Below are 24,744 nucleotides of genomic sequence, written 5' to 3'. Positions count from 1 at the left end.
CATCACTCCATCATTGCGAGCGAAAGCGACTTGTCCGCCGAAGCCTTGGCGAAGGCGGAAGCAATCCAGAATCCAACCGCGGAAAGACTCTGGATTGCTTCGCTACGCTCGCAATGACGCTGTTGATACAGCGCGTTCAGATGTCTGACCGTCACCCTGAGGCGGCCCGCCTCTTCGGCGGCCCTCGAAGGGGGCGGCCCGCTTGCATCGAGGTCGTTCATACTTCGAGGCTCGCTGCGCGAGCGCCTCTGGCCCCGTAGGTTGAATTGAGCCCTTGCGAAACCCATCGCTTTTCCGCGCCACTCGCCGTACTCGCTGCCTACCGGCGAGGCGTCGGGCAAAACACCCAAAATCTGTCAATCTCGGCGCGCAGAAATATATCGCTTTTCCGAATTTCGGATTTGTGGCATGTGTTGCCTATCCCGGCCCTGCCAGAGGGGCGCTTCGCGATCGTCACGAGATGCGGGCCGGGGTGCGGTGGACGCGGTAGCGCCGGCGCGATTGGCTTGAGGACAGGGCGGGCAACCGTGAGTCTCAGGCGATGCGCATACGACACGGCGCGGTCACAGCGGTTTGGTCGATGGTCTGGGGTGCGCACACCAAGCCCCGGGCGCTGAGGCCAAATCGTCCGCGGACGGAGAAGTCGTGTGGTCCTGACGCCCGGGGTCTGTGCGTCAAGGCTTGCGGTGATGCGGCGGCCCGACCGGGTGCGCGCATCAGAGAAGCCGCAAGGCGACGGGGGCAATAGTGCAACGCTCCCCGAGGAGAGCACGAAGGACACCGTTAAAACCATCCGCGCAGGGAAGGCCGGGCGACCGGCAACACCTGTGGTCCACCCCGTGTGCATGTCCTTGTACACGGACTCGGGTGCCACCGGCGCCCGGCCTTCCCTGCGCCCTCCGGCAACCGAAGGGCGCAAGCAACGAAGCAAAGCTCGGGCGAAATCCGCTGCGAGAACGCGAGGTCATGCATGCATCCGGATACGATCCGATATGACGAAGCCGTCGCGTTCCCCGGTTTGCGCCGCGGAGCCGCCACGAAGCGATCACGCCGCGACGGCGCGCCCGCTCCTCTTCAAACCCACATATTGCAGCTCGGCGAATACGCCGGTGGCGATGGCTTGCGCGACGACCATGAGCTCGCCGGCGAGGTTCGGCGACACCGCGCCCGAGAGCAGCAGCGCGATGCTGCCGACGGTCCAAGCGGCATTGCCGATCACGACCAGCAGCACCAGCGACTTCGCGACCGTGGCCCGCGAGGCGAGCCAGCCGACCAGGGCGGTGTAGGCAATCAGGAACAGGCCGCTCTCGCGCAGCAGCGCTTCGGGCAGGTTGAACAGCGCAGCGAAAGCGCTCGCGCCGAAGGTGAAGCCGAGCGCGGCGACGCCGCTGAAGAGGGCGTCGGCGAAGAGGGCGCGGCGCAGGAAGGTGGATGCATCGATCATCTCAGGTCTCCTTGGTTGGGCTGGGGTGGAACTTTAGCGCCGACCGCGCCACCAGGCGCGGAGCAGACGGGCGAGCCGGAACGGGCAGAGGCTCCTGCCGACGCCGTGCTCGAAGGCGATGACCTGCGCGACCACATAGTCGCCGGTCGAATGCAGCAGCGGCTCCGGCATGTTGAGGCTGCGCGCCAGCATCCGGGTTGCGAACGCCATGGCCCAGGGCAAGACGTGGTCTGCGACGGTCCGGTAGAGCAGCAACGCGATCATGGTCATCTCCTGTTGCGACCAAAGATGCGCGTGCTCGTCCCCCATTTCGATTACCTCGGTGGTAATGGAAGCGCCTAAATTCGCGTGCTAGTTTTTGATCATGAACGCACATGCATCCACCGTACGTACCGAACGCAGCCAGCCGGTCCATATCGGCGACCATTTGCGGGAATGGCGGCAGCGCCGCCGCATGAGCCAGCTCGATCTTGCCGGCGAAGCCGAAATCTCGGCGCGGCATTTGAGCTTCGTCGAGACCGGTCGCGCCGCGCCCTCGCGCGACATGGTGCTCAGGCTCGCCGAGCGGCTCGACGTGCCCTTGCGCGAACGCAACGTGCTGCTGGTCGCAGCCGGTTTCGCTCCGGCCTTTCCGCAGCGCCCGCTGGAGGATCCCGCCTTGAAATCAGCCCGTGCGGCGATCGACCTCGTCTTGAAAGCACATGAGCCCAATCCGGCGCTCGCGGTGGACCGGCACTGGAACCTGGTCTCCGCCAACCGCATGGTGGCGCCGCTGCTCGACGGCATCCCGCAGCATCTGCTCGGCCAGCCCGTCAACGTGCTGAGGCTGGCTTTCCATCCCGAGGCGCTGGCACCGCGCACGGTCAATCTCGCCGAGTGGTGCGGGCATCTCCTGGAACGGCTGCACCGGCAGTGCGAGGCGACGGCCGATCCGGAGCTGATCAAGCTGTACAACGATCTGAAGAGCTATCCGATTCCGGCGCGCTCGGCGCCGCTGCCAGCCGACAACGTCGCGATCCCCTTCAAGCTGAGGCATGGCGGGGAGATCCTCAGCTTCTTCTCCACCACCATGGTGTTCGGCACGCCGGTCGACATAACCCTGTCGGAGTTGGCGCTGGAGACGTTCTTTCCGGCGGACGAGCGCACCGCCGAACGGCTGAAGCAGATGGCGGCCGGGCTGCGCTAGCGCCGTTTACAGGACGGAGCAGCGCTCGCATAATCGGCGGATGGACACACGCTCCTTCCGGCGATTGCGGCCGGCCAATCCCATCGGCGATCTCCTGCGCGGCTGGCGCACCCGTCGTGCATTGAGCCAGGCGGAGCTGGCGTTCGAGGCCGGCATTTCGGTCAAGCATCTGAGCTATGTCGAGACCGGAAAGGCGGCGGCCAGCCGGGACATCCTGCTGCAGCTCGCGTCCGCGCTCGATCTGTCGTTGCGCGATCGCAATGCGCTGCTCGAGGCCGGCGGCTTCGCGCGGCAATATGGCGAGCGCGATCTGTCGGCGCCGGAGCTTGCCGAGGCGCGGCGTGCCATCGACCTGCTGCTCAGCCGTCACGAGCCGTTCCCGGCGATCGTCACCGACCGGCGCTGGAACGTGATGCAGGCCAATCGCGCCGCCGCGCGCCTGATGACCATGCTGCTTGGCCCTCTCCGCATGCAGCGCCCGCTCAACCACATGCGCATGTTCCTCGCTGCCGACGAACTCAAGCCTTTCGTCGAGAACTGGTCGATTGTCGCAGCCGCGCTGCTGGCGCGGGCGCGGCATGAGGCGATGGCCGCGCCGCTCGATGAGGCCCTGCAATCGACCTGGCGCGAATTGATGCGGCTGCCGCAGCTGCCTGAGGCGACCGAGGACAACGCGGCCCCGGGGCCGCTCTGCGAGGTGCGCCTGCGCAAGGGCGATATCGGCGTTGGTTTGATCGGTGCGGTGCTGACGCTCGGCACCCCGCAGGACGTCACGCTGCAGGAGCTTCGCGTCGAGATGTTCATGCCTGTTGATGCCGCCTCCGAGGCCGCCTTGGTCGCGCTTGCAGATCAGGACGCTTGAGCCTGCACGGCTTCGCGCCGCTCGAAGCTCATGGCCTGCATCACCTCCGCGAACGGCCCGTTGCGGTCACTCAGTGTCGCCGTGGTGAGGCCCGCGCCATGGGCGCCGACGCGCGTCGCGGCGCGGATCAGGATCCATTCGCCCTCGGGCGGACGGAAGAAATAGAGGCTGATCTCCGGGTTGATGAAGGTCCATTGGCGCATGTCGACGATCTGCGCGACGCCGCTGGAGAAGTCCGCGGCCTGCACCGCCTGGAGCAACGGCGTGTTGGGTTCGCCCTCGACCAGCGGCGCATCGAGCCGCATCCAGGCTGCCGCCGGGCCCGGCTTCTCCAGGGCGCCCTCGATGAGGCGCACCGACACATTCTGGAAATAGCGGCTCCATTTCTGCGCAAAGGCGGGCGGCGGGCTGCCGGCCTCGGGACCACTGTCGGGGGCCAAGGGCCTCGCGAATGGATCGATGGGCGACTCGCCGCTCGGCGCCGTCAGCAGCGCCGTGCAGCGGCCGATCTCGGTCTCGCCGTCCATCAGCCGCACCTGCAGGGTCTTGGCCTTGCGACCGTCGCGCAGCAGCTCGCTGACCGCCCTGAACAGGCGCAGGCCCGCCGGCCGCCACAGATCGAAGGTCAGACGCCGCACCGCAAAGCCGGATTTGGCGGCGAGGCGCTCGACCTCGCGGGTCATCAGCGCGGTGGTGGCGCTTCCCTGCAGCATGTCCGGCGACCACGGCCCGCCGGCATGCTCGGTGGCCCGGAACAGATCGCCTTCCGGCTCGAAAATGGCGTTCATCGCGGTCTCCTCTTTGGGCTTGATCGTGGCCGTGAGTATCGGGGCGGGGAGAACCGGTCACAATAACCGCAGAGGTGAAGTCGTGAGCCATGCAGGACGGGTGCCTTGCGCCGCCTCCGGTTCGGCCTATGTTCGGGCGGACCCTCGAAGTGCCCGAAGGAGGCGCCTGACATGAGCACGCTGAAACCGCTCCAGATCGACGTCGTCTCTGATGTGGTCTGCCCCTGGTGCTATATCGGCAAGCATCGCATCGAGAGCGCGCTGGCGCTGGTGCCTGACGTTCCGGTCAAGCTCAATTTCCGTCCCTTCTTCCTCAATCCCTGGGTGCCGCGCGAGGGCATCAGCCGCGAGGCCTATCTCACCCAGAAGTTCGGCTCGGTCGAAGCCTATAAGGGCATTGCGGGACGCGTCGTCGCGGCCGCGAGCGAGGAGGGGCTCCTCTACAAGCCCGAGCTCGTCGCGCGCCAGCCCAACACGACCGACTGCCACCGCCTGATCCTCTGGGCGGACGCGATCGGCAAGGCGCCCGAGATGAAGCAGCGCCTGATGGAGCTGTATTTCCGCGACGGCGGCGATCTCACCGACGTGAACGTGCTGGTGCAGGCAGCGGCCGACATCGGCCTCGATGCCGACGACGTGCGCAAGCGCCTCGCCACCGACGAGGACGTCGCGCGCGTCTCGGCAGATGCGCAGGAAGCCGCCGACAAGGGCATCTCCGGCGTGCCAACCTATGTCTTTGCGCAGAAGTACGCCGTCTCCGGCGCGCAGGATCCAAACCTGCTTGCCCGCGCCATCCGCCAGGTCTCCGAGGAGATCAACGCGCAGGCGGCGGAGTAGCTTTCTATTTTCGGAGCCGGCGAACCACGCCGCGCGCGGCCTCGTGCGCGGCGTTGAGGCCGACCAGCGCGCCGTGAATGAGCGCCACGACCGGGTCGTGCCGCCGTAGCGGGATCAGCACATCGCCGATCGCGAGGCGTCCGCGCCAGATCGGGTTGATCATGGGGTGATCGGCATTCGCCGTCGAGTCCGCGCTGGCGACGGCGGGGTCGGCGCAGAGATGGCGGGTGAGGTCGAGCGTGAGCTGCACGCCCGGCGAATATTTTGCAAAGCGCTCGTCGATCCCGAGCTTGAAGAAGAAGGCACGATCCTGATGGCGCAACACGATGCCGGCGGCAATCGGCGTCGCGCCGGCCCGAAGGGTGACGATCTCGCACTGCGCGGTCTCTGCCAGCGCGGGCACTGCGCGGCGGATGAAGGTTGCGTCGCCCGCGTGCTGAACCAGCGCGGTGCCCCGCTTGCCCTTCCAGCCGCTCGCTTCGAGCTGCAGAAAGGTTTCGAGCGCACGTCCGATCTGGTCGGTGCTGCGCGCAACCTCGAACACGACGGGGCCGTGCTCCTCGAGACGGTGACGCTGGCGCCGCAGCTCCTTGAGCTTCTTGGCGCCGAGCGCCTCGCGCAACAGTGCGTCTCCATCCTGCGTCGCATCGAGGCTGGCGCGGATGTAGGAGCTGAGGATTCTCGGCTTCAGGCGGTCGCGCTTCAGCACCTGCTTGAGTGATGCCATGGCTGCGCCGTCGAGCGCGACGTCGGTCAGCACGAGCGCATGCGCGCCGGCCTCGCGCGCCTGCTGCAGCAGACGCGCAGCGGCTTCGAGCGGAGCGTCGCGGTCGAGCAGCGGGCTGCACAGCGTGCCATAGGGATGCGCGCTCACCAGGGCGGGCAGGGGAATCTTCAAAGCGCGCCAGAGTGAGACCACCGGCATCAGGCCGATCAGCCGGGCCGAAGTGCCGTCAAATGCGGCTAGCGCCAAGGCATCCGTGCGACCGCGCGCAGTTGCGCTGACGGCGAGCTCCCAGGCGGGCAGGTAATATCCGTTCGGCTCGATCGCCCGCTGCGCCAGCGCGCGCCATTGGCCGGTGTCGACGGCCGCAAGCGGAACAGGCGCGCGCGCCATCGCGGCATCCCTTGCCGATGCCGGATTGATCGCAGCCTGATGCGCGATGTCGACCACGTCCCGTCGTCCCCGTTCACGCGAGCTGAGCCCGTGCCACCGGTCATGCTTAGCGCAAAGATTGGAAAATACCGTTGGCACGCCGCCGCAATTCGAGCGGTAGTGTTAACATTCCATTCAGCATCCGGCCGGGGGTGACCCTGAGGAATCGTGGCTAGTCTCCCGGCACGAAATGATCGCGGGTGCTCGCGCGGCCGCCGCTGGCGGTATCGGTGATGGTGATCTCGATGTCGCGGGAGGTCTTCGGCAGGTCGCTGGGCCCGATCTGTACCGACAGCCTGACCTCGCGGGTCTGATCCTGCCCGACCTCGATGATGGGCTTGCCGCCAGGTTCCGCCTCGATGCCGGCGACGCGAATGGTCGCGCCCGGCAGACCGGAGACTTCGAGCGCAAACGATCGCTGTGCACTCTTGTTGAGGATACGCACGGTGTAGTCGTTGCGCACGCCGCCGTCCGAAAGCTGGACGAAGAGGGGATTGCGCTCGTGCAGCACGTTGACGTCCATCGTCGCGCGAGTGGCGAGAGTGTACAGCATGATGCTGCCCACAATGGCGATGGCCGCGGCATAGATCAGCGTGCGCGGACGGATGATGCGGTAGATCGCCGGCTTGCCCTCGCGTCGGCGCTGCATGTTGATGTCGGTGTCGTAGCCGATCAGGCCCTGGGGCCGGCCGATCTCGCGCATGACGTTGTCGCAGGCGTCGATGCACAGGCCGCACTGGATGCAGCCGAGCTGGATGCCGTGGCGGATGTCGACGCCGGTCGGGCAGACATTGATGCACTGATGGCAGTCGACGCAATCGCCGGCGGGATCGCCATGGGCGCGCGCGGCATCCGCCTTCTTCACCGACATGCGCGGCTCGCCGCGGTCACGCCGATAGGTGACGTTGAGCGCCCATTCGTCGGTCAGCGCCGCCTGGATCCGCGGCCACGGGCACATGTAGATGCACATCTGCTCCCGGGCGTGACCGGCAAAGACATAGGTCGTGGCGGTGAGGATGCCGATCCAGAGATAGGCGATGAACGGGGCCTGGAAGGTCGCGAGCTCCTTCACCAGCGTCGGCGCGTCGGAAAAGTAGAGCACCCAGGCGCCGCCGGTCCACCAGGCGATCATGATCCAGAGGAAGTGCTTGAGCGCGACCTTGCGAAGATGGTCGAACGTCCAGTAGCGCTTGTCGCCCTGCATGCGTTCGCGCCGGTCGCCCTCGACCCAACGCTCGACCGCGTAGAACAGGTCGGTCCACACCGTCTGCGGGCACATGTAGCCGCACCACAGCCGTCCCGCGACCGCGTTCATCAGGAACAGAATCATCGCCGCGATGATGAGGAGACCGGTGAAATAATAGACCTCCTGCGGCCACAGCTCGATGAAGTAGAAGTAAAAGCGCCGATGCGGGAAGTCGATCAGCACGGCCTGGTCGGGCAGGCCGGGTCCGCGATTCCAGCGCACGAACGGCAGCAGATAATAGGTCCCGAGCGTGACGCACAGGATCGCCCATTTGATGCGGCGGAAAGGGCCACGCACCGATTGCGGATAGACCTTCCTCCGCTTCTCGTAGAGAGGTCCCTCGATGAAGGTGTCGTCGGTCATCCCATGCTCCCCGCGTTTTGCGAAGGCGAGAGTCCGACTTGCCGGCGCAGAAGAGCCGGCAAAGAATCTCCAGCACTGCGCGGACTTTCGGGCTCGCGATGTTGTAGTATATCGTTTGGCCGTCACGCTTTGGTTTGACCAAGCTCAATGCGCGCATCTTTCCGAGATGCTGGGATAGCGCGGCCATGGTATTTGCGCCCTACGCAAGGGCGCTCTCGCTCAGGAGAGGTCATGGTCACGACGTCTTTTACGCCGATCGCGTCGCTCGTTGGCGGGGCGATGATTGGCCTCGCGGCCGTTCTGCTGATGTGGGCAACGGGTCGGATCGCCGGCGTCAGCGGCATCGCGGCGCGGCTGTTTCCGCCCTATGAGGACAGCGAACTCGCTGGGCGCCTTGCCTTCGTCGCCGGTCTTGCTGCTGCGCCCGTGCTGGTCCGGCTCGTCACCGGAGGTCTGCCGGAGCAGACGATCGCGGCGGGGCCGGCCCTCCTGATCATCGGCGGATTGCTCACGGGTTTCGGTTCGGTGTGGGGCAGCGGCTGCACCTCGGGCCACGGCGTTTGCGGCCTGTCGCGGCTGTCGGTGCGCTCGCTGGTTGCGACCATCACCTTCATGGCCGCCGGCATGGCGACCGTGTTCTTGATGCGGCACTGGAACTGACGGCGATGGCAATCCTGGTTCAATTCGCGATTGGACTGATCTTCGGCCTCGGCCTCATCGTCTCCGGCATGTCGAACCCCGCAAAGGTGCTGAACTTCCTGGACGTCGCCGGCATTCAGGCAGGGACATGGGATGCAAGCCTCGCCTTCGTGATGGCGGGCGCGGTGGCCGTGACCTTCGTCGGCTTCAGCCGCGTTCTCAAGCTTCCGCGTCCATTCTTCGCTGATCGATTCTATTTGCCGACGCGGCGAGACATCGATCCCAGGATCGTCGCAGGTCCGGCGATCTTCGGCATCGGCTGGGGGCTGGTAGGCTTTTGCCCGGGGCCGGCGCTGACCGCGCTCGGATTTGGCTCGCTCTCCGCCGTCATCTTTGTCGTGGCGATGTGCGCCGGCATGGTGCTCGCCCGCTTCATCGCTCAGCTGCCGTCATCGACGCGCTACATCACGCCGGCCGATCCACTCGAAACCTGAGGTCACGGGACCGGGCGAATAGTCTCGCCCGGTCTCCGACCATCAAGCCTTCATCGCTCACCAGCTACCGACGCCGACGCTGACGCCGGGCGCGCGAATGCCGACGCCGGCGCGCGGGCCGTCATCGTAGTGGCGATGATAGCTCCGGCGCTCATAGTAGCGGTCGCGCGGCATGTAATTGTAGGAATCGCGCACGATCACGCGCGACCCGCCGCGCGTGCGATAGCAGCGACCATCCTCGTCGCAGACGAGTCGCACCTGCTGCACGAGATCCGGATTGGTGTATTCGCTGGTCGTATAGATATCGGAAGCCTTGGCCCCCGAGGCGGCGGCCAAGGCCCCCACGCCTGCCAGCAGCGCAATAGTCAACGTCCTCATCATGTCCTCCTCGAAACTGCCCTCGGCGGTAACAAGAAGGGGAGGCGGTGATCGTTCCGGGTCATCTACAGGTTTTTCCCGGAACCTGTCGTCAGGGGCGGGTTCCTAGATCGGCTCGTAAGTCTCCGTGCCGCAGATGTCGTCGGCGTCGGCGCGCCGGCGGTCCACGACCCTGCCGTCGTTGATCGTCACGATGTAGGTCTGGGCGCCGAGCGACGTACCGGTCGCCGAGGTGAGCTGCGCGCGGACGCACGCGGTCCAGCCCGGTCCTCGCAGCTCACGATGCGGCGGGGCGACGTGAACCTCGCGCGGATAGGACGTTGCGAGAAAGACGACGTCGATCTGCTCGCGCACCACGCGCTTGACGTCGGGCGGCGCTTCCGGCGGCTGCTCGGGCTCCTTCATGCGCATGAATTCCGGCACCGGTGCGCGGCTGTCGGCAAAGCCGCAGGCACCGAGCGCAAGCGCGCCAATGAGCAGCGCCGCATGAGCAATGATCCGCAACATCCGTGAAAGGTCCCCTGCGGGCCGACAGATAGGCACGAATGCGATCGGACGAAGTCCAGGCCGATCAAGATTTGCTGAGGTCCCGGAACCCGGACATCGCTATTCCGCGATTGGGGGCTGGCTTGTACCCCAGAGGTGGGGGATTGCGGTAATGCGGATTCTGGTCATCACGCCGCCGTGCTGGCGCTGAGGGCCGCCTCAGCGCAGGCGCAGTGCCCGCCCAATGACCGCGTCGAGTCGATCGACGTTGCGGGGCTCATCATCGCTCGCGGGTGTTACGCGCGTGATTGCGAGCCAGTCATGATGGTGGTGTGCACGCGATGCGAACCTTCGTTCACATCGCGCCCGCTATTGCACGAAAGCGAGGCCGACGCGCTTGTCGCTGCGCCAAACTGTGCGACAATGCCGTACGAAATGGTCACAGGCGATCGAGAGCGTGACCGATTGCGGCAACATGACGGGAGTGTCGAGGTCGATCGCCGCGCCGCCCGCCGACATGTTTCGCACCGTGCAAGGAATGCCGCTGTTTTCGAACGTGATCTTTCCGCCCTTGAAAACACGGTGACGTTGCGATGTGCGCTTCTCAATCATCTGCATCAGTCCTGCCGATGAGTATGAAGTAGTGCATAGAAATTACGTTGAACTAAACTCAATACTGGCGCTACTTGCACGGCGTTTCAGACTTTGTTTACGACGTTGGAGCGGCGAGCCGCTCCCACGAACCTGCCCAAAGAGCCTACCCAAAGAGCCTACACAAGTGCCTTTCCTTTATGGCGCGACGCGCCGATGGAGATATTGATGAAGACTTCGCTTTCGATTTTGTTCGCCGCAGCGCTCTCGCTGGCCTCGATGCCCGCCCACGCCGTCAAGTGGGACCTCTCGACCATGACCTGCAAGCAGTTCCTCGAGAGCGGCGAGGACAACATCGGCGTCGTGCTGACCTGGATGGACGGCTGGTACAAGGGCGACGAGGACAATGCGATCATCGACACCGACGTCTTCATCGAGAATGCCAAGAAGTTCGGCGCCTATTGCGGAAAGAATCCGACCGTCAGCGTCGTCACCGCGGCCGACGAGATCCTCGGCAAGTGACATTGCCGGCGCAATGACGGCAAGCGCGATCGCGCTTGCTGTCCCGACACGATTTCCATCGAGAGCCGCCTCGAGCCTTGCGCTTCGCGCGGCTCTCTTGTTTTCAGGGCGCGTTCACCCCGGCAGCATCGCGAACGCGCTCGACACCATCGCGGCCGGCTTGCCGTCGGCGGCCGAGAGCAGCGTGACGCGGCCAAAGCTCATGGTGCGCCCGAGCCGCACCACGCGCGCATCCGCCAGCACGTCGGACGCGGCGATCGCGCGCATGAAATGCGTGGTCTGATCGACCGTGGTCATGGGACGGTAGCCGCGATTGGCCGCGAGGATCGCGATCACCATCGCGGTATCGGCGAGCGCCATCAGGGCCTGGCCGCAGACCACGCCGCCGTTGCGGCACAGCCGCTCCGAAAACGGCATGCGCAGCAGCGCGCCGGGCTGCCAGTCCGGGTCGTCCGCGGGCTGTACATGCTCGATGCGCTCGACCGCGAGGTTGAGATCCTGGACCCAGGGCGCAAAGACCTCGCCGAGGATGCGACTGGCGTCGGCGGGGCCGAACTCGGCTTCTGGCTGCGTTTGCATTGCTGTCGCGCTCTCCTGTGTTGCCGGATGTTTCACCGCATTGTGCGCGCATCCGCGAGGCAAAGTCACCCGGTCTGGCGCCGGCCGCCTCGGCTTGAAAATGCCTGACTTGGCCCGATATGATGCCTGGCTTGGGTAGGGGTGGATGATGTTGCGTCGCTGTATCCTCGTCTTTGGCATGGGCCTGCTCGGTCTCGCGCTGAGCGGGTGCACCAAATGCGGTCCGATCTGGGACGATTGGCTGCAGGCGCCCAAATCATGCCGATCGGATCGGCACTAGCTGCCACCGGGTCGTGACCGGGCTGACGAGGATGACACGGCGCGGGGCGATCCGCGCCTCATGGAAGACTTAAGGAGTGGATGATGAAGCTTTTCCGTTTGGCCGCGGTGCTGGCCGTGCTGGCGGGACCTGCCTACGCGCAAATGCCCAACATCAATTTGATGCAGGATGCCCCGAGCAAGTCGCCGGAGGAGAAGGCCATCGAGGCCGAGCGTGAGAAGGCCTACAAGGAAACGCTGAAGAAGATTCCGGATACCAAGGCGTCCAGCGATCCCTGGGGCGGCATGCGCGCCGAACAGCCGAAGCAGCCGGCGGCGCCGAAGGCGTCGGCCGCGACCAGTGCGCCGAAGAAGGCCAAGAGCGGGACGGCCGCCAACTGACCCGTTCCGGGGAGGCACAATGCTCCTCGGAAGGACTCCTCTTGATCCGGCCCGCGCCCTACATTGTCCGTAACGTAGTGCGCAGAGGAAGGCAGGACATGGCCGATCGTCCGCGGGATCTCGCCGAGCGGATGGCGCGCCGGCGCAAGGCGGCCGGCAAGCCCGGCCAGTCCGCCGGCGATGGCTATCTGCGCGAGACCTTCACGCTGCCGCGGGCGGCGGCACGGGAGCGGGCGCAGGCCTTCTTCGCCCGCTACCCCAAGGCCGGCTATATGAGCGAGGTCGAGACCTGGCGCGAATTGCCCGGCGGCGATATCGAGTTCACCATGCGTCGGCTGCCCAGCGCCGACTGACGCGCGCTATGACGCAGAAGGCGAAACGGTTCAGGCCGTCTTTCGCCCGATCGCCTTCAGCTCGCGGTCGATGCGCAGCTGCACGCGCCGGATCGCCAGCAGGTCGATCCTGGTCTCGGTCTTGCCGGTCTTGATCCGGTCGCCGATGCGGAACTGCCACTGCCAGACTCCGGGAATCGCCGTCTTGGCGATGGTGAACTCGACGCCCTGTGATTCATGGTCACCTCCCACGATTCACCCTTGTGCCTGCAAACATGTTGGTCGTCGCAATATTCCGCAGGCAAGAAAAATGTCGCCCGCGCCTCCGTGGTTCTCCGACCATGAACAAAGTTCCTGGAGCCCGGCCGGGGTGCATCCGGCGGTCCCGCATCGCGGTTCCAATCGAAGCGCCGGATCCGCTCGACGGCATGTGCCTTGCTTGCCGATCACGGGCAAGCAACCATGGGCGCCTCATGCTCGGCATTCCCCGCCGCTACTCGCATTTCGTCTTCGGCATCATCCAGTCCGGGCTGACCTCGCTGATCGCGGCGGGGATCGCCAGCTTTCCCGCCGGCAGCCCGATGCTCTTCGTGCGGCACTGGATGGTGTCCTGGCTGATCGCATGGGCCGCGATGCTGCCGGTCGTGCTGCTGGCGGCGCCCGCGATCCGCGCCTTCTCGCTGCGCCTGACGCAGGAGGAGCAGGAGCCCCGCGCTGGCCGGTAGCCGGGCGACCCTAGCCGGCTGGCTGACGACAGCCTGACAGGCGGACCGCCGGCAGGTGCGCGATCGAAAGGCCGCACACTGGCCCCGTACCGGTCCCAATTTCGACATCCGTCCGCACCACTGCGGACACACCCGTCGGCAAGATTTTATCCGTTCGGCGCAGCCATGGGGGAAACGTGGCGCGCCGGAAACGGGGTGGCATCATATGGATAACGTAGAGCGGTCATTCGCCGCCGCGACGGCGGCTGGCTTCGTCGTGCTAGTGATAGGCTTGGTTCTGCTGGCGGTGCTGTAGCATGCGCTGCTGCAGACGGGACCGACGTGCCGGGCCGTCCGATCGACGGCGCTGGCGTGCCTTGCCTCTCAAAAGTGGCAAAACAACCCCATGCACAGTAGGGGTCCTGCCGATTTCATCGCTTCGCCAATGGGTTGCTGGTAGTATTTAGCTACCTACTGCATCCGCGGTCGCGGCGCCCCGACCGGCGATGCCGATCGGAGGTTCCGGGCAAGGAACAGAGCGGAGTGCCGCATCGCGGGCGGGCCTGGCCCGCTCCGGACGGCGGTCCTGGCAGTGCCTAATGAACCTTGATCTCGTTCAGCGGCAGACGGAGCTCGGCGGCGCGCTCTTCGCGGTCCTGCTTGCGGAACTCGTTTTCCTTGCGCTCGAACTTCACCATCTCCTCGTGGGCGGCGTCCAGCAGCGGCTTTCGCCTCAGCGTATCGTGCTGCGTGTCGTTGTTCGTCATGACCAGAGATCCCCAAAAGTTGCGGTCCCATCCCCACAGAAGGCCCGAGACCGCGAAAAGGTTCGGTGCCGTAGGATTACGGAAACATGACGGCGCCCAGTCGCGCGTCGTTGATCCCGGTCATGGTCGCTTCGAGGAACCCGGCGTAGGCGGCTATTCCGGCGGCTGCAGCCCCGGCGATTTGACCCAATCGTTCAGATGATTGGCAACGTCGGCCTGGCGCGCCTTCTTGAGCAGCGCGTCCCGCTCCGGCCCGGGAGGTAGCTTGGACGCCTGCTCGCGGACCTGCTTCACCCATGCCGACAGCCGGTCCTGAAGGGTCAGTTGCTGCTTGAAACGTCGTCGCTTCAACATGGCGCGCTCTTTCCGTGTGAGGAGGCGGGAGCGCGAGTCAGCGGTCTCATCACCGATAGTGGCCACGGTCCGCGCGGTGATGATGCATTAGGATCCAGAAGTGGATCCGCGTCTGTTCAGTTGTGCACGCAGTGCCGACGGCGTGACGATCCAGCATGGCCGGTTCGACCAGCTCCGTTGTCTCCTGGTCCAGTCAGAAAGACAAAATCCGCAAAAGAACATATTGCGAACCTAGAACAAATGGGGTACATTGCTTTTATCGCCGAGCTGCCTCGCAACCGTTTGTCCCTCACGCGAATCCTCGCCATAAGGAGCACGACCCAATGTCCGCAACTGCCCTGCGTATCGTCGAAGGATCCTCCATGGACAAGAGTAAAGCTCTGGCTGCCGCGCTCTCTCAGATCGAGCGCCAGTTCGGCAAGGGCTCGGTGATGAAGCTCGGCAAGAACGACCGCTCCATGGACATCGAGGCGGTGTCCTCCGGCTCGCTCGGGCTCGATATCGCGCTCGGCATCGGCGGCCTGCCCAAGGGGCGCATCGTCGAGATCTACGGGCCGGAATCGTCCGGCAAGACCACGCTGGCGCTGCATACGGTGGCGGAAGCGCAGAAGAAGGGTGGCATCTGCGCCTTCATCGATGCCGAGCACGCGCTCGATCCGGTCTATGCCCGCAAGCTCGGCGTCAACATCGACGAGCTCCTGATCTCGCAGCCCGACACCGGCGAGCAGGCGCTGGAGATCTGCGACACCCTGGTGCGCTCGGGCGCGGTCGATGTTCTCGTGGTCGATTCGGTGGCGGCGCTGGTGCCGAAGGCCGAGCTCGAGGGCGAGATGGGCGATGCGCTGCCGGGACTTCAAGCACGGTTGATGAGCCAGGCGCTGCGCAAGCTCACGGCCTCCATCAACAAATCCAACACGATGGTGATCTTCATCAACCAGATCCGCATGAAGATCGGTGTGATGTACGGCTCGCCGGAAACCACCACCGGCGGCAATGCGCTGAAATTCTACGCCTCCGTCCGCCTCGACATCCGCCGCATCGGCGCGATCAAGGAGCGCGACGAGGTGGTCGGCAACACCACGCGCGTCAAGGTGGTCAAGAACAAGCTGGCCCCGCCGTTCAAGCAGGTCGAGTTCGACATCATGTACGGCGAGGGCGTCTCCAAGATGGGCGAGATCCTCGATCTCGGCGTCAAGGCCGGCATCGTCGAGAAGTCCGGCGCCTGGTTCTCCTATGACAGCCAGCGCCTCGGCCAGGGCCGCGAGAACGCCAAGGCGTTTCTGAAGGGCAACCCCGACATCACCGCCAAGATCGAGACCGCGATCCGCCAGAATTCCGGCCTGATCGCCGAGCAGATTCTCGCCGGCACGCCGGAGCGCGACGCCGACGGCGAGGAGCCGGCGGACGAGTAAGACCTAACGCGAAAATTTTTCGCGAGGAGCGGGCACTGAGGACGTTGAGTTGCCGACGTCTTCGGTGCCCGTTTCGTGTTGCGTGAGGGCGCGTCGACGATGAAGCGTGTGATTCTGACTAGTTCGTCCGGCGTTGGTCTCACCTATGCCGGTCGTGCTGACATGGTCGTCCCGTTGATCTTTCGGTTCGTTTGGGGGCCGTTGCCTACGTCGCACCACCTCGAGGACTATCTTACGGGAGGCTATTACAGGGGCGATCCGGAGGTGCGGTGGTCCGATCTTGTTGGCCGGTTGCCTCAGACCGGTCTCGCACACAAGGAGACTGGCCTGGTTTGGTTTTGCGAGACCTATGGCGTCGAGTTCATCGAGCTGTGGTTCGACCCTGAGCCTAACAGTCAATTGCAACTGATCTGGATCCTGGACTATTTGCGGTCCCATCCATCGATCACCCATTGTCTGAGACTGCGACGGGTCAATTTCGATCTGCGCGAAGCGGACGGCCCGCAACTTCGCGATCGTACGGTGCGGGAATCGGAGATCGCAGAGTGCGACTTCGAGATAGCCAACATGGCCTGGGAGGCGTATCGGGCGCCGACGCCTGAACTTTGCTTCGGGTTGCTGACAAGGGATTTACCCAGGCTACCTTTCCTGAAGCCGGCTCTGGAAGCGTTGCTAGCTGAACTGCCGTCACCAATCACCGGATTGGGCGCGACGGAGGCGCGGCTTATCGAGCTGATTGCAAGGGGGCACAACCGTACAAAAGAACTGTTTCAGCCGGGCGGGCTGCTCGAAACGCGCGTGTTCGACCAGTGGGAGCTGGGTCCGTTGCTCGAAGGGCTTGCGTCGGGCCCGATGCCGGCGGTCGCAGGTCTCGATCCGAAACTCGCGACGCTCGCCCCGCACGATGCGCGAGGTCGCAACGCCGCCTATCGTCGGAGCCGGTTGTCGCTGACCGAATTTGGCAAAGCGGTTCTGGAAGGCCGCGAAGATTTCCGTCGCCACAATCCGATTCGACGTTGGTGGGGCGGCACGCTGCTCACCAATGAACGGCTTTGGCGGTGGGATGGCGAGCGCCGGTTGTTGATTGCGCCCTAGCGGCGCACGCAGTGCCGTAGGGCCGAAGGCGTAATCCACCACCGTTCGGTTCAGCGGACGCAGAAGTGGTGGGTTACGCGTCGCGGACTGCGCTTTGCGCAGCCGCGAGGCTAACCCACCCTACACATCCTACTCCGCAGCTTCTGCGTAATCGCTCACCGGCGGGCAGGAGCACACCAGGTTGCGGTCGCCATAGACGTTGTCGACGCGGCCGACGGGGCACCAATATTTGTCGGAGCGCGAGACGCCGTCGGGGAAGCAACCCTCCGTGCGGGTGTAGGCGCGCTTCCAATCGTCGTCGGCGATGTCGTGCACTGTGTGCGGAGCGTGGCGCAGGGGCGAGGCTGCGATCTCAAAGCGACCGGCCTCGACCTCGGCGATTTCCTTGCGGATCGCGATCATGGCGTCGCAAAAACGATCCAGCTCGGCCTTGGATTCCGATTCGGTCGGCTCGATCATCAGCGTGCCCGGTACCGGGAAGCTCATGGTCGGGGCGTGGAAGCCGTAATCGATCAGGCGCTTTGCGATGTCGTCGACGGTGACGCCACTCGTCGTCTTCAGCGGACGCGGATCGACGATGCACTCATGCGCGACGCGTCCCTTCTCGTTCTTGTAGAGCACCGGGAAATGCGGATCGAGGCGCGCTGCGATGTAATTGGCGTTGAGGATCGCGATCTCGGTGGCGCGCTTCAGGCCTTCACCGCCCATCATCAGGATGTAGATGTAGGAGATGGTAAGGATCGACGCCGAACCGAACGGCGCGGCCGAGACCGGACCGACCGGCGCGTCTGCCTTCGTCGCGGGGTGGCCGGGGAGGAACGGGGCGAGATGCGCCTTGACGCCGATCGGGCCCATGCCGGGGCCGCCGCCGCCATGCGGGATGCAGAAGGTCTTGTGCAGGTTGAGATGGCTGACGTCGGCGCCGTAATCGCCGGGCCTGGAAAGGCCGACCTGCGCATTGAGGTTGGCGCCGTCGAGATACACCTGGCCGCCATGGCCGTGCACGATGTCGCAGATCTCGCGGATGTGCTCCTCGAACACGCCGTGGGTCGAGGGATAGGTGATCATGACAGCTGCGAGGTCGTTCGCGTGCTTCTCCGCCTTGGCGCGGAGATCATTGACGTCGACGTCGCCGTTCTTCTCGCAAGACACCACCACCACGTCCATGCCGACCATCGCGGCCGAGGCCGGATTGGTGCCGTGGGCGGAGGAGGGGATCAGGCAGATCTTGCGATGGCCCTGTCCGCGCGCGGCATGATAGCCGCGGATCGCGAGCAGCCCGGCATATTCGCCCTGCGCGCCCGAATTCGGCTGCAGCGAGATCGCGTCATAGCCGGTGATGTCGCAGAGCCATTTCTCCAGGCGTGCGAACAGCGCGTGATAGCCGGCCGCCTGCTCGCGCGGGGCGAACGGATGCAGCGAGCCGAATTCCGGCCAGGTCAACGGCATCATCTCGGTGGTCGCGTTCAGCTTCATGGTGCAGGATCCCAGCGGGATCATGGCGCGGTCAAGCGCGAGGTCGCGGTCACTGAGCTTGCGCATGTAGCGCAGCATCTCGGTCTCCGAGCGGTGCGCATGGAACACCGGATGGGTCAGGAATGCGGTGGCGCGCTTCAACGCGTCCGGCAGCGCCTCGCGCGTCTCGGCGTCGATCTCGGCATAGGCAAGCTTGCCGCCGAAGGCGCGCCAGACTGCTTCAATCGTCGCAGGCGTCGTGGTCTCGTCGAGCGCGATGCGAAGCGCGGCATCACTGATGCCGAGATTGATCTTCTCGGCGAGCGCGCGCGCGACGATCTCCTCGCGCTTGCCGCCGGCATCGACGCTGAGCGTGTCGAAGAAGCTTTCGCTCGCAGGCGCAAAGCCGAGCTTGCGCAAGCCGGTCGCGAGCACGGCGGCGCGGCGATGGACGTTGCGCGCGATCTGCGTGAGGCCCTCGGGGCCGTGATAGACCGCATACATCGAGGCGATCACGGCGAGCAGCACCTGCGCGGTGCAGATGTTGGAGGTCGCCTTCTCGCGGCGGATGTGCTGCTCGCGGGTCTGCAGCGCGAGGCGATAGGCCGGCATTCCGCGGGAATCGACGGAGAGGCCGACGATGCGGCCGGGCAGCGAACGCTTCAGCGCATCGCGCACCGCCATATAGGCGGCGTGCGGGCCGCCATAGCCCATCGGCACGCCGAAGCGCTGGGCCGAGCCGATGGCGATGTCGGCCCCGAGCTCGCCGGGCGAGGCGAGCAGCGTCAGCGCCAGCAGGTCGGCGGCAACGATGGCGAGCGCGCCCTTGGCCTTCAGCGCCGCGATCGCGGGCCTGAGATCGCGCAGCGCGCCGGATGAGCCCGGGTATTGCAGCAGCGCACCGAGCACGTCCGCTTTGTCGAGATCGGTGAGGGGATCGCCGACGACCAGGGTCCACCCCAGCGGCTCGGCGCGGGTGCGCATCACCGCCAGCGTCTGCGGATGCACGTCCTTGTCGACGAAGAAGGCCTTTGCCTTGACCTGCGAGTGGCGCTCGGCCAGCGCCATGGCTTCGGCGGCGGCGGTGGCTTCATCGAGCAGGGAGGCGTTGGCGACGTCGAGCCCGGTGAGGTCGCAGATCATGGTCTGGAAGTTGAGCAGCGCCTCCAGCCGGCCCTGGCTGATCTCGGGCTGATAGGGCGTGTAGGCCGTGTACCAGGCCGGGTTCTCCAGGATGTTGCGCTGGATCACTGCGGGCAGGACCGTGCCGGAATAGCCTTGGCCGATCAGCGAGGTGAAGACCTGGTTCTGACGCGCAAGCTCGGTCATGTGCGCGATCGCCTCGGTCTCGCTCAAGGGCTTGCCGAGGTCGAGCGGGCCGGCCTGCCGGATCGAGGCCGGCAGCGTTTCCGCGATCAGCGCATCGACGCTCTTGGCACTGACTGTTTCAAGCATGGCGGTGACATCGCGCGCCGATGGGCCGATGTGGCGGCGGACGAAACTGGCGGTGTCGCCGTTGGATTTGCGGTGCGCGGTCATCATGGGTCCTCGCTTCAGATTTCGCTGTCAGTGTCATGCAGGCGGGGCATCCAGTACTCTCCAGCAGCGCGGATTGAACCGAGGGGCCGCGGCGTACTGGATCACCCGCCTTCGCGGGTGATGACACTGAGCATGAGGTTAGACTTCGCTTCATCTCACGCCGTATGCGCCTTGTAGGCGGCTTCATCCATGAGGCCGCCGAGCTCGCTTCTGTCGGCCATCTTGATCTTGAAGAACCAGGCCTTGCCTTGCGCATCCGAGTTCACCAGCGCCGGCTCGGATGCGAGCTCGGCATTGGCCTCGAGCACTTCACCCGAGATTGGTGCGTAGACGTCGGAGGCCGCCTTGACGGACTCGACGACGGCGGCGGCTTCGGCCTTCTTCAGCGCGCGGCCGACCTTGGGCAGCTCGACGAACACGACGTCGCCGAGTTGCTGCTGGGCGTAATCGGTGATGCCGACCGTGGCGACATCGCCGTCGATGGCGAGCCATTCATGGTCGGAAGTGTACAGCGTCGTGGTCATGTCTCGTCCTCAGCGTTTGTAGGTGTTTTTCACGAAGGGCATGGCGGCGACCTGTAAGGGCAGTCGCTGGCCGCGCACCTCGGCGAAGAGCTTTGTGCCAAGCGCGCTCAGATTCGTGGGCACGTAGCCCATCGCAACCGGCGCATTCAGGCTCGGGCCGAAACCGCCCGAGGTGACTTGTCCGATCGGCTCGCCGCCCGCGTCATTCGCAAACAGCAGCGCGCCCTCGCGCACCGGCGCGCGGCCTTCGGCGCGCAAGCCGACGCGGCGGCGGGATGCGCCGCCATCGAAATGGGCGAGGATCTTCGCAGCGCCGGGAAAGCCGCCGGTGCGCGCACCGCCGCTGCGGCGGCTTTTCTGCACCGACCATTCCAGCGCGGCCTCGACCGGCGTGGTCGTGGTGTCGATGTCGTGGCCGTACAGGCAGAGCCCGGCTTCCAGCCGCAGGCTGTCGCGGGCCCCGAGGCCAATCGGCAGCACGTCGGGATTTTCAAGCAGCACCTTTGCGAGGCGTTCGGCATCGCCTGCTGGAACCGAGATCTCGAAGCCGTCCTCGCCGGTGTAGCCGGAGCGCGAGACGAAGCACTTGATGCCGGCAACCTCGTGCGGGCCGGCGTCCATGAACTTCATGCCTGATACCTCTGCACAGAATTTCGCCAGCGCCGCTTCCGCCTTCGGGCCCTGCAACGCGATCAGCGCGCGGTCGGCAAGCTGCTCGATCACGCAGGCGTCGGACAGGTTCGCGCGCAGATGCGCCTCGTCCTGGGCTTTGCAGGCGGCGTTGACGACCAGGAACAGGTGATCGCCGAAATTGGCGACCATCAGGTCGTCGAGAATGCCGCCGTCGTCATTGGTGAACTGGGCGTAGCGCTGCCGCCCTGCGGCGATCGCCACGATATCCTGCGGCACCAGCCGCTCCAGCGCGCGGGCGGCGTCCTCCACATTGCCGGATTTCGGCCGGAGCGCGAGCTGGCCCATGTGGGAGACATCGAACAGGCCCGCTTTGGTGCGGGTATGGAGGTGCTCCTTCAAGACGCCCGCGGGGTACTGCACGGGCATGTCATAGCCCGCGAACGGCACCATCTTGCCCCCTAGGGACACATGAAGGTCGTAGAGGGGGGTGCGTTTCAGGGAGTCTTGGTCGTGCGCTAGCATCTTGAGGGCCCTCGGCGGTTCCCCCGGGGAGGATTCCCCGATGGACACCAGTCGAAGCCCCATCTGTCGCTGTGCCTGAGAGTATTATCCCGTCGGCGGACGCTGTCCGGGCCTAGACCCGTCGGCGCCTCTTTCCAGATGCTGTCAAAGCCACGCGGTCCTTTTGCCTGAGAGTTTCCGGGGCGGTTGCTCCTTCGGCGCCGGCTACCAAGTGCCGGTCTCTCCCGACGTGGCCGTACGATACAGATGGGTAGAGACCACAGGGGAGCCAAGCCTGTCAACGCGTCCGCGCGCCCTATCCAACGGGATTGCAAGGGGATTGAGCGCCTGCGGCAACCCTCTGATCTCTCTGCACAGTTTCTGGACAGCGAAGCTGGCCTTGTCTAAAAGCGCTTTGGCCCGCAGATATCAGCCTTAACGGTCCGGTTTGGACCGCGAAAAGCGGGCCCAAGCATACCCGATTGGATGAACATGAGCGGCGTCAACGAGATCAGGTCGACCTTTCTGAACTTCTTTGCCGAGAACGGCCACGAGATCGTGCCGTCCTCGCCACTCGTGCCGCGCAACGACCCGACGTTGATGTTCACCAATGCCGGCATGGTGCAGTTCAAGAACGTCTTCACCGGCGTCGAGAAGCGGCCCTATCAGCGCGCCACCACCTCGCAGAAATGCGTGCGCGCCGGCGGCAAGCACAACGACCTCGACAATGTCGGCTACACCGCGCGCCATCTCACCTTCTTCGAGATGCTCGGCAATTTCTCGTTCGGCGATTACTTCAAGGAGCGCGCAATCGAGCTCGCCTGGAAGCTGATCACGAGCGAGTTCGGGCTGAAGAAGGACAAGCTGCTCGTCACCGTCTACCACACCGACGACGAGGCGGCCGGCCTGTGGAAGAAGATCGCCGGCTTCTCCGACGACCGCATCATCCGCATCCCGACCTCGGACAATTTCTGGGCGATGGGCGACACCGGGCCGTGCGGCCCGTGCTCGGAGATCTTCATCGACCGCGGCGAGCACATCTGGGGCGGTCCTCCGGGATCGCCGGAAGAGGACGGAGACCGCTTCCTCGAATTCTGGAATCTCGTGTTCATGCAATACGAGCAGGTGACGAAGGAGGAGCGCGTTAATCTGCCGCGTCCCTCGATCGACACCGGCATGGGCCTGGAGCGCATGGCCTGCATCCTCCAGGGCGTCGAGAGCGTGTTCGAGACCGACCTGTTCAAGAACCTGATCGACGCGACCTCGTCCGCGCTCGGCAGCGGACCGAACGAGCAGAACGTCGGCTCGTTCCGCGTCATCGCCGATCACTTGCGCTCGTCCGCCTTCCTGGTCTCCGACGGCGTGCTGCCCTCGAACGAGGGCCGCGGCTATGTGCTGCGCCGGATCATGCGCCGGGCGATGCGCCATGCCCAGCTCTTGGGTGCCAAGGAGCCTTTGATGCACCGCCTCGTCTGGGCGCTGGTGCGCGAGATGGGCCAGGCCTATCCGGAATTGATGCGCGCGGAAAAACTGATCGAGGAAACGCTGCGGCTGGAAGAGACCCGCTTCCGCAAGACTCTCTCGCGCGGCTTGGCCATCCTCGACGAGAAGAGCGCGTCCTTAAAGAAGGGCGACATGTTCGACGGCGACGTCGCCTTCACGCTCTACGACACCTACGGCTTCCCGCTCGACCTGACCCAGGACGCGCTGAAGTCGCGCGGCATCGGCGTCGACCAGGCGGCGTTCACCGACGCGATGGAGCGCCAGAAGGCCAAGGCGCGCGAGTCCTGGAAGGGCTCGGGTGAGGCGGCGTCGGAAGCGATCTGGTTCCCGCTGCGCGAGAAGCTCGGGGCGACCGAATTCCTGGGCTACGAGACCGAGAGCGCCGAAGGCGTGGTCTCGGCGCTGGTCAAGGCCGGCGCCGAGGTCACGAGCCTCAAGGCCGGCGAGACGGGCGCGATCGTGCTGAACCAGACGCCGTTCTATGCGGAGTCGGGCGGCCAGGTCGGCGACACCGGCGTGCTCTCGGGCGAGGGCGGCATCAAGGTCCGCGTCACCGATACGCAGAAGAAGCTCGGCGATCTCTTCGTCCATATCGGCACGGTCGAGAGTGGCGAAGTGAAGCTCGGCACGGCGCTGCAGCTCGAGGTGGATCACGCACGCCGCTCGACCATCCGCGCCCATCACTCGGCGACTCACATTATCCACGAGGCGCTGCGCCAGGTGCTCGGCGATCACATTGCCCAGCGCGGCTCGATGGTCGCGCCGGATCGGCTGCGCTTCGACTTCGTGCATCCGAAGCCGATCACGGCTGAGGAGCTCGCCCGGGTCGAGGACATCGCCAACGACGTGGTGTTGGAGAACGACGAGGTCACCACGCGCGTCATGGGCGTCGACGAGGCCCGCGAGGCCGGCGCGCGCGCGCTGTTCGGCGAGAAGTATGGCGACGAGGTCCGCGTCGTCTCGATGGGCAGGACCGCGCGCGAGCGCGGCGCCAACGCGCTCGGCTGGTCGGTCGAGCTCTGCGGCGGCACCCATGTGAAGCGCACCGGCGATATCGGCCTGATCACGGTCGCGAGCGAGAGCGCGGTCGCCTCCGGCGTGCGCCGGATCGAGGCGCTGACGGGCAACTACGCGCGAAAACATGCCAACGACACCATGGCGCTGGCGAAGATCGCGGCGAACGAGCTGCGCACCTCGCTCGACGACGTGCCGGCGCGCATCTCGGCGCTGATGGAGGAGCGCAAGAAGCTCGAGCGCGAACTCTCCGATGCCCGCAAGAAGCTGGCGATGGGCGGCGGCGCCGCAGCCGGCAACAACGGCGCAGCGTCGGGCGTGCGCGAGGCCGGCGGCGTCAAGCTGATGGCGCGTGCGGTCGAAGGCATCGAGATGAAGGATCTCAAGAGTCTCGCCGACGACGGCAAGAAGCAGATCGGCTCGGGCGTCGTCGCCATCGTCGGCGTCACCGGGGACGGCAAGGCCGGAATTGTGGTCGGCGTCACGCAGGACCTCACCGCGCGCTTCAATGCGGTCAATCTGGTCCGCATCGCCTCCGAGGCGCTCGGCGGCAAGGGCGGCGGCGGCCGGCCCGACATGGCCCAGGCCGGCGGGCCCGATGGCGCCAAGGCCTCCGAGGCCCTGAGCGCGATCGAAAAAGCGATGGCGGGCGCTTAGCTCAATGTCTACCGGACTGGCGA

At 65.5% G+C, this 24,744-nt stretch carries 28 protein-coding genes, 1 pseudogene and 1 riboswitch; of the genes and pseudogenes, 12 read left to right on the top strand and 17 right to left on the bottom strand.

What is annotated here, in order from left to right:
- Window positions 1-2: 2 nt before the first annotated feature.
- The 3 genes from I6F37_RS05855 to I6F37_RS05845 form a co-directional block, all read right to left on the bottom strand.
- Complete coding sequence (locus tag I6F37_RS05855) at window positions 3-221, bottom strand: hypothetical protein (protein ID WP_225150553.1); 219 nt, start codon at window positions 219-221, stop codon at window positions 3-5.
- An 824-nt stretch (window positions 222-1,045) separates the two neighbouring features.
- On the bottom strand, window positions 1,046-1,444 hold the full coding sequence (locus tag I6F37_RS05850; RefSeq protein ID WP_225124713.1) for a hypothetical protein: 399 nt from the start codon (window positions 1,442-1,444) through the stop codon (window positions 1,046-1,048).
- A 33-nt stretch (window positions 1,445-1,477) separates the two neighbouring features.
- A complete protein-coding gene (locus tag I6F37_RS05845) occupies window positions 1,478-1,708 on the bottom strand; it encodes a hypothetical protein (protein ID WP_192893150.1) in 231 nt (76 codons plus the stop codon).
- Window positions 1,709-1,808: 100 nt separating this feature from the next.
- Here I6F37_RS05845 and I6F37_RS05840 point away from each other — a divergent pair, with 100 nt between their 5' ends.
- Both I6F37_RS05840 and I6F37_RS05835 read left to right on the top strand, forming a co-directional pair.
- On the top strand, window positions 1,809-2,630 hold the full coding sequence (locus I6F37_RS05840) for a helix-turn-helix domain-containing protein (protein WP_225124715.1): 822 nt from the start codon (window positions 1,809-1,811) through the stop codon (window positions 2,628-2,630).
- A gap of 40 nt (window positions 2,631-2,670) precedes the next feature.
- Window positions 2,671-3,492, top strand: coding sequence for a helix-turn-helix domain-containing protein (locus tag I6F37_RS05835; RefSeq protein WP_225124716.1), 822 nt, complete (start codon window positions 2,671-2,673; stop codon window positions 3,490-3,492).
- On the opposite strand, the gene I6F37_RS05830 is transcribed toward I6F37_RS05835, so the two are convergent.
- A complete protein-coding gene (locus I6F37_RS05830) occupies window positions 3,480-4,280 on the bottom strand; it encodes a thioesterase family protein (protein ID WP_225124717.1) in 801 nt (266 codons plus the stop codon). The two genes, I6F37_RS05835 and I6F37_RS05830, sit on opposite strands and share 13 nt — an antisense overlap.
- Before the next feature lie 171 nt (window positions 4,281-4,451).
- Here I6F37_RS05830 and I6F37_RS05825 point away from each other — a divergent pair, with 171 nt between their 5' ends.
- Complete coding sequence (locus I6F37_RS05825) at window positions 4,452-5,117, top strand: DsbA family oxidoreductase (RefSeq protein WP_225150551.1); 666 nt, start codon at window positions 4,452-4,454, stop codon at window positions 5,115-5,117.
- A 4-nt stretch (window positions 5,118-5,121) separates the two neighbouring features.
- On the opposite strand, the gene I6F37_RS05820 is transcribed toward I6F37_RS05825, so the two are convergent.
- The 3 genes and pseudogenes from I6F37_RS05820 to I6F37_RS05810 all read right to left on the bottom strand — a co-directional run.
- Entirely contained in the window at window positions 5,122-6,291 is a 1,170-nt protein-coding gene (locus I6F37_RS05820) for a GNAT family N-acetyltransferase (protein ID WP_225150549.1), read from the bottom strand.
- 154 nt (window positions 6,292-6,445) lie between these two features.
- Window positions 6,446-7,882 (bottom strand): cytochrome c oxidase accessory protein CcoG, encoded by a 1,437-nt coding sequence (gene ccoG / locus I6F37_RS05815; RefSeq protein WP_225150547.1) that lies wholly within the window; start codon window positions 7,880-7,882, stop codon window positions 6,446-6,448.
- Window positions 7,883-7,925: 43 nt separating this feature from the next.
- Window positions 7,926-8,066 (bottom strand): annotated as a pseudogene (locus I6F37_RS05810) (ArsR/SmtB family transcription factor); the annotation flags it as partial.
- A gap of 47 nt (window positions 8,067-8,113) precedes the next feature.
- On the opposite strand from I6F37_RS05810, the gene I6F37_RS05805 reads away from it, so the two are divergent.
- Together I6F37_RS05805 and I6F37_RS05800 are read left to right on the top strand one after the other, a co-directional pair.
- A complete protein-coding gene (locus I6F37_RS05805; RefSeq protein WP_036013017.1) occupies window positions 8,114-8,542 on the top strand; it encodes a YeeE/YedE family protein in 429 nt (142 codons plus the stop codon).
- Between the two features lie 5 nt (window positions 8,543-8,547).
- Window positions 8,548-9,015 carry a DUF6691 family protein gene (locus I6F37_RS05800; RefSeq protein ID WP_036013015.1) on the top strand — a complete coding sequence of 156 codons (468 nt, stop codon included), beginning with the start codon at window positions 8,548-8,550 and terminating at the stop codon, window positions 9,013-9,015.
- Between the two features lie 57 nt (window positions 9,016-9,072).
- Here the strand turns inward: I6F37_RS05800 and I6F37_RS05795 are convergent, their stop codons facing one another.
- The 3 genes from I6F37_RS05795 to I6F37_RS05785 all read right to left on the bottom strand — a co-directional run bounded on the left by I6F37_RS05795 (window position 9,073) and on the right by I6F37_RS05785 (window position 10,497).
- On the bottom strand, window positions 9,073-9,396 hold the full coding sequence (locus I6F37_RS05795; RefSeq protein WP_036013014.1) for a hypothetical protein: 324 nt from the start codon (window positions 9,394-9,396) through the stop codon (window positions 9,073-9,075).
- A 102-nt stretch (window positions 9,397-9,498) separates the two neighbouring features.
- Window positions 9,499-9,900: a hypothetical protein gene (locus I6F37_RS05790; RefSeq protein ID WP_036027875.1), complete on the bottom strand. Its 402-nt coding sequence runs from the start codon at window positions 9,898-9,900 to the stop codon at window positions 9,499-9,501.
- A 348-nt stretch (window positions 9,901-10,248) separates the two neighbouring features.
- On the bottom strand, window positions 10,249-10,497 hold the full coding sequence (locus I6F37_RS05785) for a PilZ domain-containing protein (protein WP_225147583.1): 249 nt from the start codon (window positions 10,495-10,497) through the stop codon (window positions 10,249-10,251).
- 201 nt (window positions 10,498-10,698) lie between these two features.
- Between I6F37_RS05785 and I6F37_RS05780 the strand changes: the two genes are divergently transcribed.
- The gene (locus I6F37_RS05780; protein ID WP_225128886.1) at window positions 10,699-10,992 is read left to right on the top strand and encodes an HdeA family protein; all 294 of its coding nucleotides are present in this window, start codon (window positions 10,699-10,701) and stop codon (window positions 10,990-10,992) included.
- A gap of 114 nt (window positions 10,993-11,106) precedes the next feature.
- On the opposite strand, the gene I6F37_RS05775 is transcribed toward I6F37_RS05780, so the two are convergent.
- Complete coding sequence (locus I6F37_RS05775; RefSeq protein WP_225147582.1) at window positions 11,107-11,571, bottom strand: PaaI family thioesterase; 465 nt, start codon at window positions 11,569-11,571, stop codon at window positions 11,107-11,109.
- A gap of 363 nt (window positions 11,572-11,934) precedes the next feature.
- On the opposite strand from I6F37_RS05775, the gene I6F37_RS05770 reads away from it, so the two are divergent.
- Entirely contained in the window at window positions 11,935-12,231 is a 297-nt protein-coding gene (locus tag I6F37_RS05770) for a hypothetical protein (protein WP_036013030.1), read from the top strand.
- A gap of 98 nt (window positions 12,232-12,329) precedes the next feature.
- Window positions 12,330-12,584 carry a hypothetical protein gene (locus I6F37_RS05765; protein ID WP_036013009.1) on the top strand — a complete coding sequence of 85 codons (255 nt, stop codon included), beginning with the start codon at window positions 12,330-12,332 and terminating at the stop codon, window positions 12,582-12,584.
- Between the two features lie 30 nt (window positions 12,585-12,614).
- On the opposite strand, the gene I6F37_RS05760 is transcribed toward I6F37_RS05765, so the two are convergent.
- Window positions 12,615-12,815, bottom strand: coding sequence for a hypothetical protein (locus I6F37_RS05760; protein WP_225150545.1), 201 nt, complete (start codon window positions 12,813-12,815; stop codon window positions 12,615-12,617).
- Between the two features lie 221 nt (window positions 12,816-13,036).
- On the opposite strand from I6F37_RS05760, the gene I6F37_RS05755 reads away from it, so the two are divergent.
- Window positions 13,037-13,288, top strand: coding sequence for a DUF2798 domain-containing protein (locus I6F37_RS05755; RefSeq protein ID WP_109143204.1), 252 nt, complete (start codon window positions 13,037-13,039; stop codon window positions 13,286-13,288).
- A gap of 575 nt (window positions 13,289-13,863) precedes the next feature.
- Here I6F37_RS05755 and I6F37_RS05750 read toward each other — a convergent pair.
- Both I6F37_RS05750 and I6F37_RS05745 read right to left on the bottom strand, forming a co-directional pair.
- Window positions 13,864-14,034 (bottom strand): hypothetical protein, encoded by a 171-nt coding sequence (locus I6F37_RS05750; protein WP_225150543.1) that lies wholly within the window; start codon window positions 14,032-14,034, stop codon window positions 13,864-13,866.
- Window positions 14,035-14,187: 153 nt separating this feature from the next.
- A complete protein-coding gene (locus I6F37_RS05745; RefSeq protein WP_036043863.1) occupies window positions 14,188-14,388 on the bottom strand; it encodes a hypothetical protein in 201 nt (66 codons plus the stop codon).
- A 323-nt stretch (window positions 14,389-14,711) separates the two neighbouring features.
- On the opposite strand from I6F37_RS05745, the gene recA reads away from it, so the two are divergent.
- A complete protein-coding gene (gene recA, locus I6F37_RS05740) occupies window positions 14,712-15,800 on the top strand; it encodes a recombinase RecA (RefSeq protein ID WP_027577058.1) in 1,089 nt (362 codons plus the stop codon).
- 99 nt (window positions 15,801-15,899) lie between these two features.
- On the top strand, window positions 15,900-16,895 hold the full coding sequence (locus tag I6F37_RS05735; RefSeq protein WP_036012995.1) for a hypothetical protein: 996 nt from the start codon (window positions 15,900-15,902) through the stop codon (window positions 16,893-16,895).
- A gap of 129 nt (window positions 16,896-17,024) precedes the next feature.
- On the opposite strand, the gene gcvP is transcribed toward I6F37_RS05735, so the two are convergent.
- The 3 genes from gcvP to gcvT form a co-directional block, all read right to left on the bottom strand.
- Window positions 17,025-19,889: an aminomethyl-transferring glycine dehydrogenase gene (gene gcvP, locus I6F37_RS05730; protein ID WP_225150594.1), complete on the bottom strand. Its 2,865-nt coding sequence runs from the start codon at window positions 19,887-19,889 to the stop codon at window positions 17,025-17,027.
- A gap of 155 nt (window positions 19,890-20,044) precedes the next feature.
- Window positions 20,045-20,413 (bottom strand): glycine cleavage system protein GcvH, encoded by a 369-nt coding sequence (gene gcvH / locus I6F37_RS05725; protein ID WP_057030328.1) that lies wholly within the window; start codon window positions 20,411-20,413, stop codon window positions 20,045-20,047.
- 9 nt (window positions 20,414-20,422) lie between these two features.
- The gene (gene gcvT / locus I6F37_RS05720) at window positions 20,423-21,568 is read right to left on the bottom strand and encodes a glycine cleavage system aminomethyltransferase GcvT (RefSeq protein WP_225150542.1); all 1,146 of its coding nucleotides are present in this window, start codon (window positions 21,566-21,568) and stop codon (window positions 20,423-20,425) included.
- Between the two features lie 146 nt (window positions 21,569-21,714).
- A riboswitch (glycine riboswitch) is annotated at window positions 21,715-21,805 on the bottom strand.
- Window positions 21,806-22,039: 234 nt separating this feature from the next.
- On the opposite strand from gcvT, the gene alaS reads away from it, so the two are divergent.
- A complete protein-coding gene (gene alaS, locus I6F37_RS05715; RefSeq protein WP_225150540.1) occupies window positions 22,040-24,721 on the top strand; it encodes an alanine--tRNA ligase in 2,682 nt (893 codons plus the stop codon).
- The last annotated feature ends 23 nt before the right edge of the window (window positions 24,722-24,744 follow it).

It is taken from the genome of Bradyrhizobium sp. NBAIM08 (assembly GCF_020193935.1).
Lineage (GTDB): Bacteria > Pseudomonadota > Alphaproteobacteria > Rhizobiales > Xanthobacteraceae > Bradyrhizobium > Bradyrhizobium yuanmingense.
This window is presented reverse-complemented; position numbering and strand designations above follow the sequence as displayed.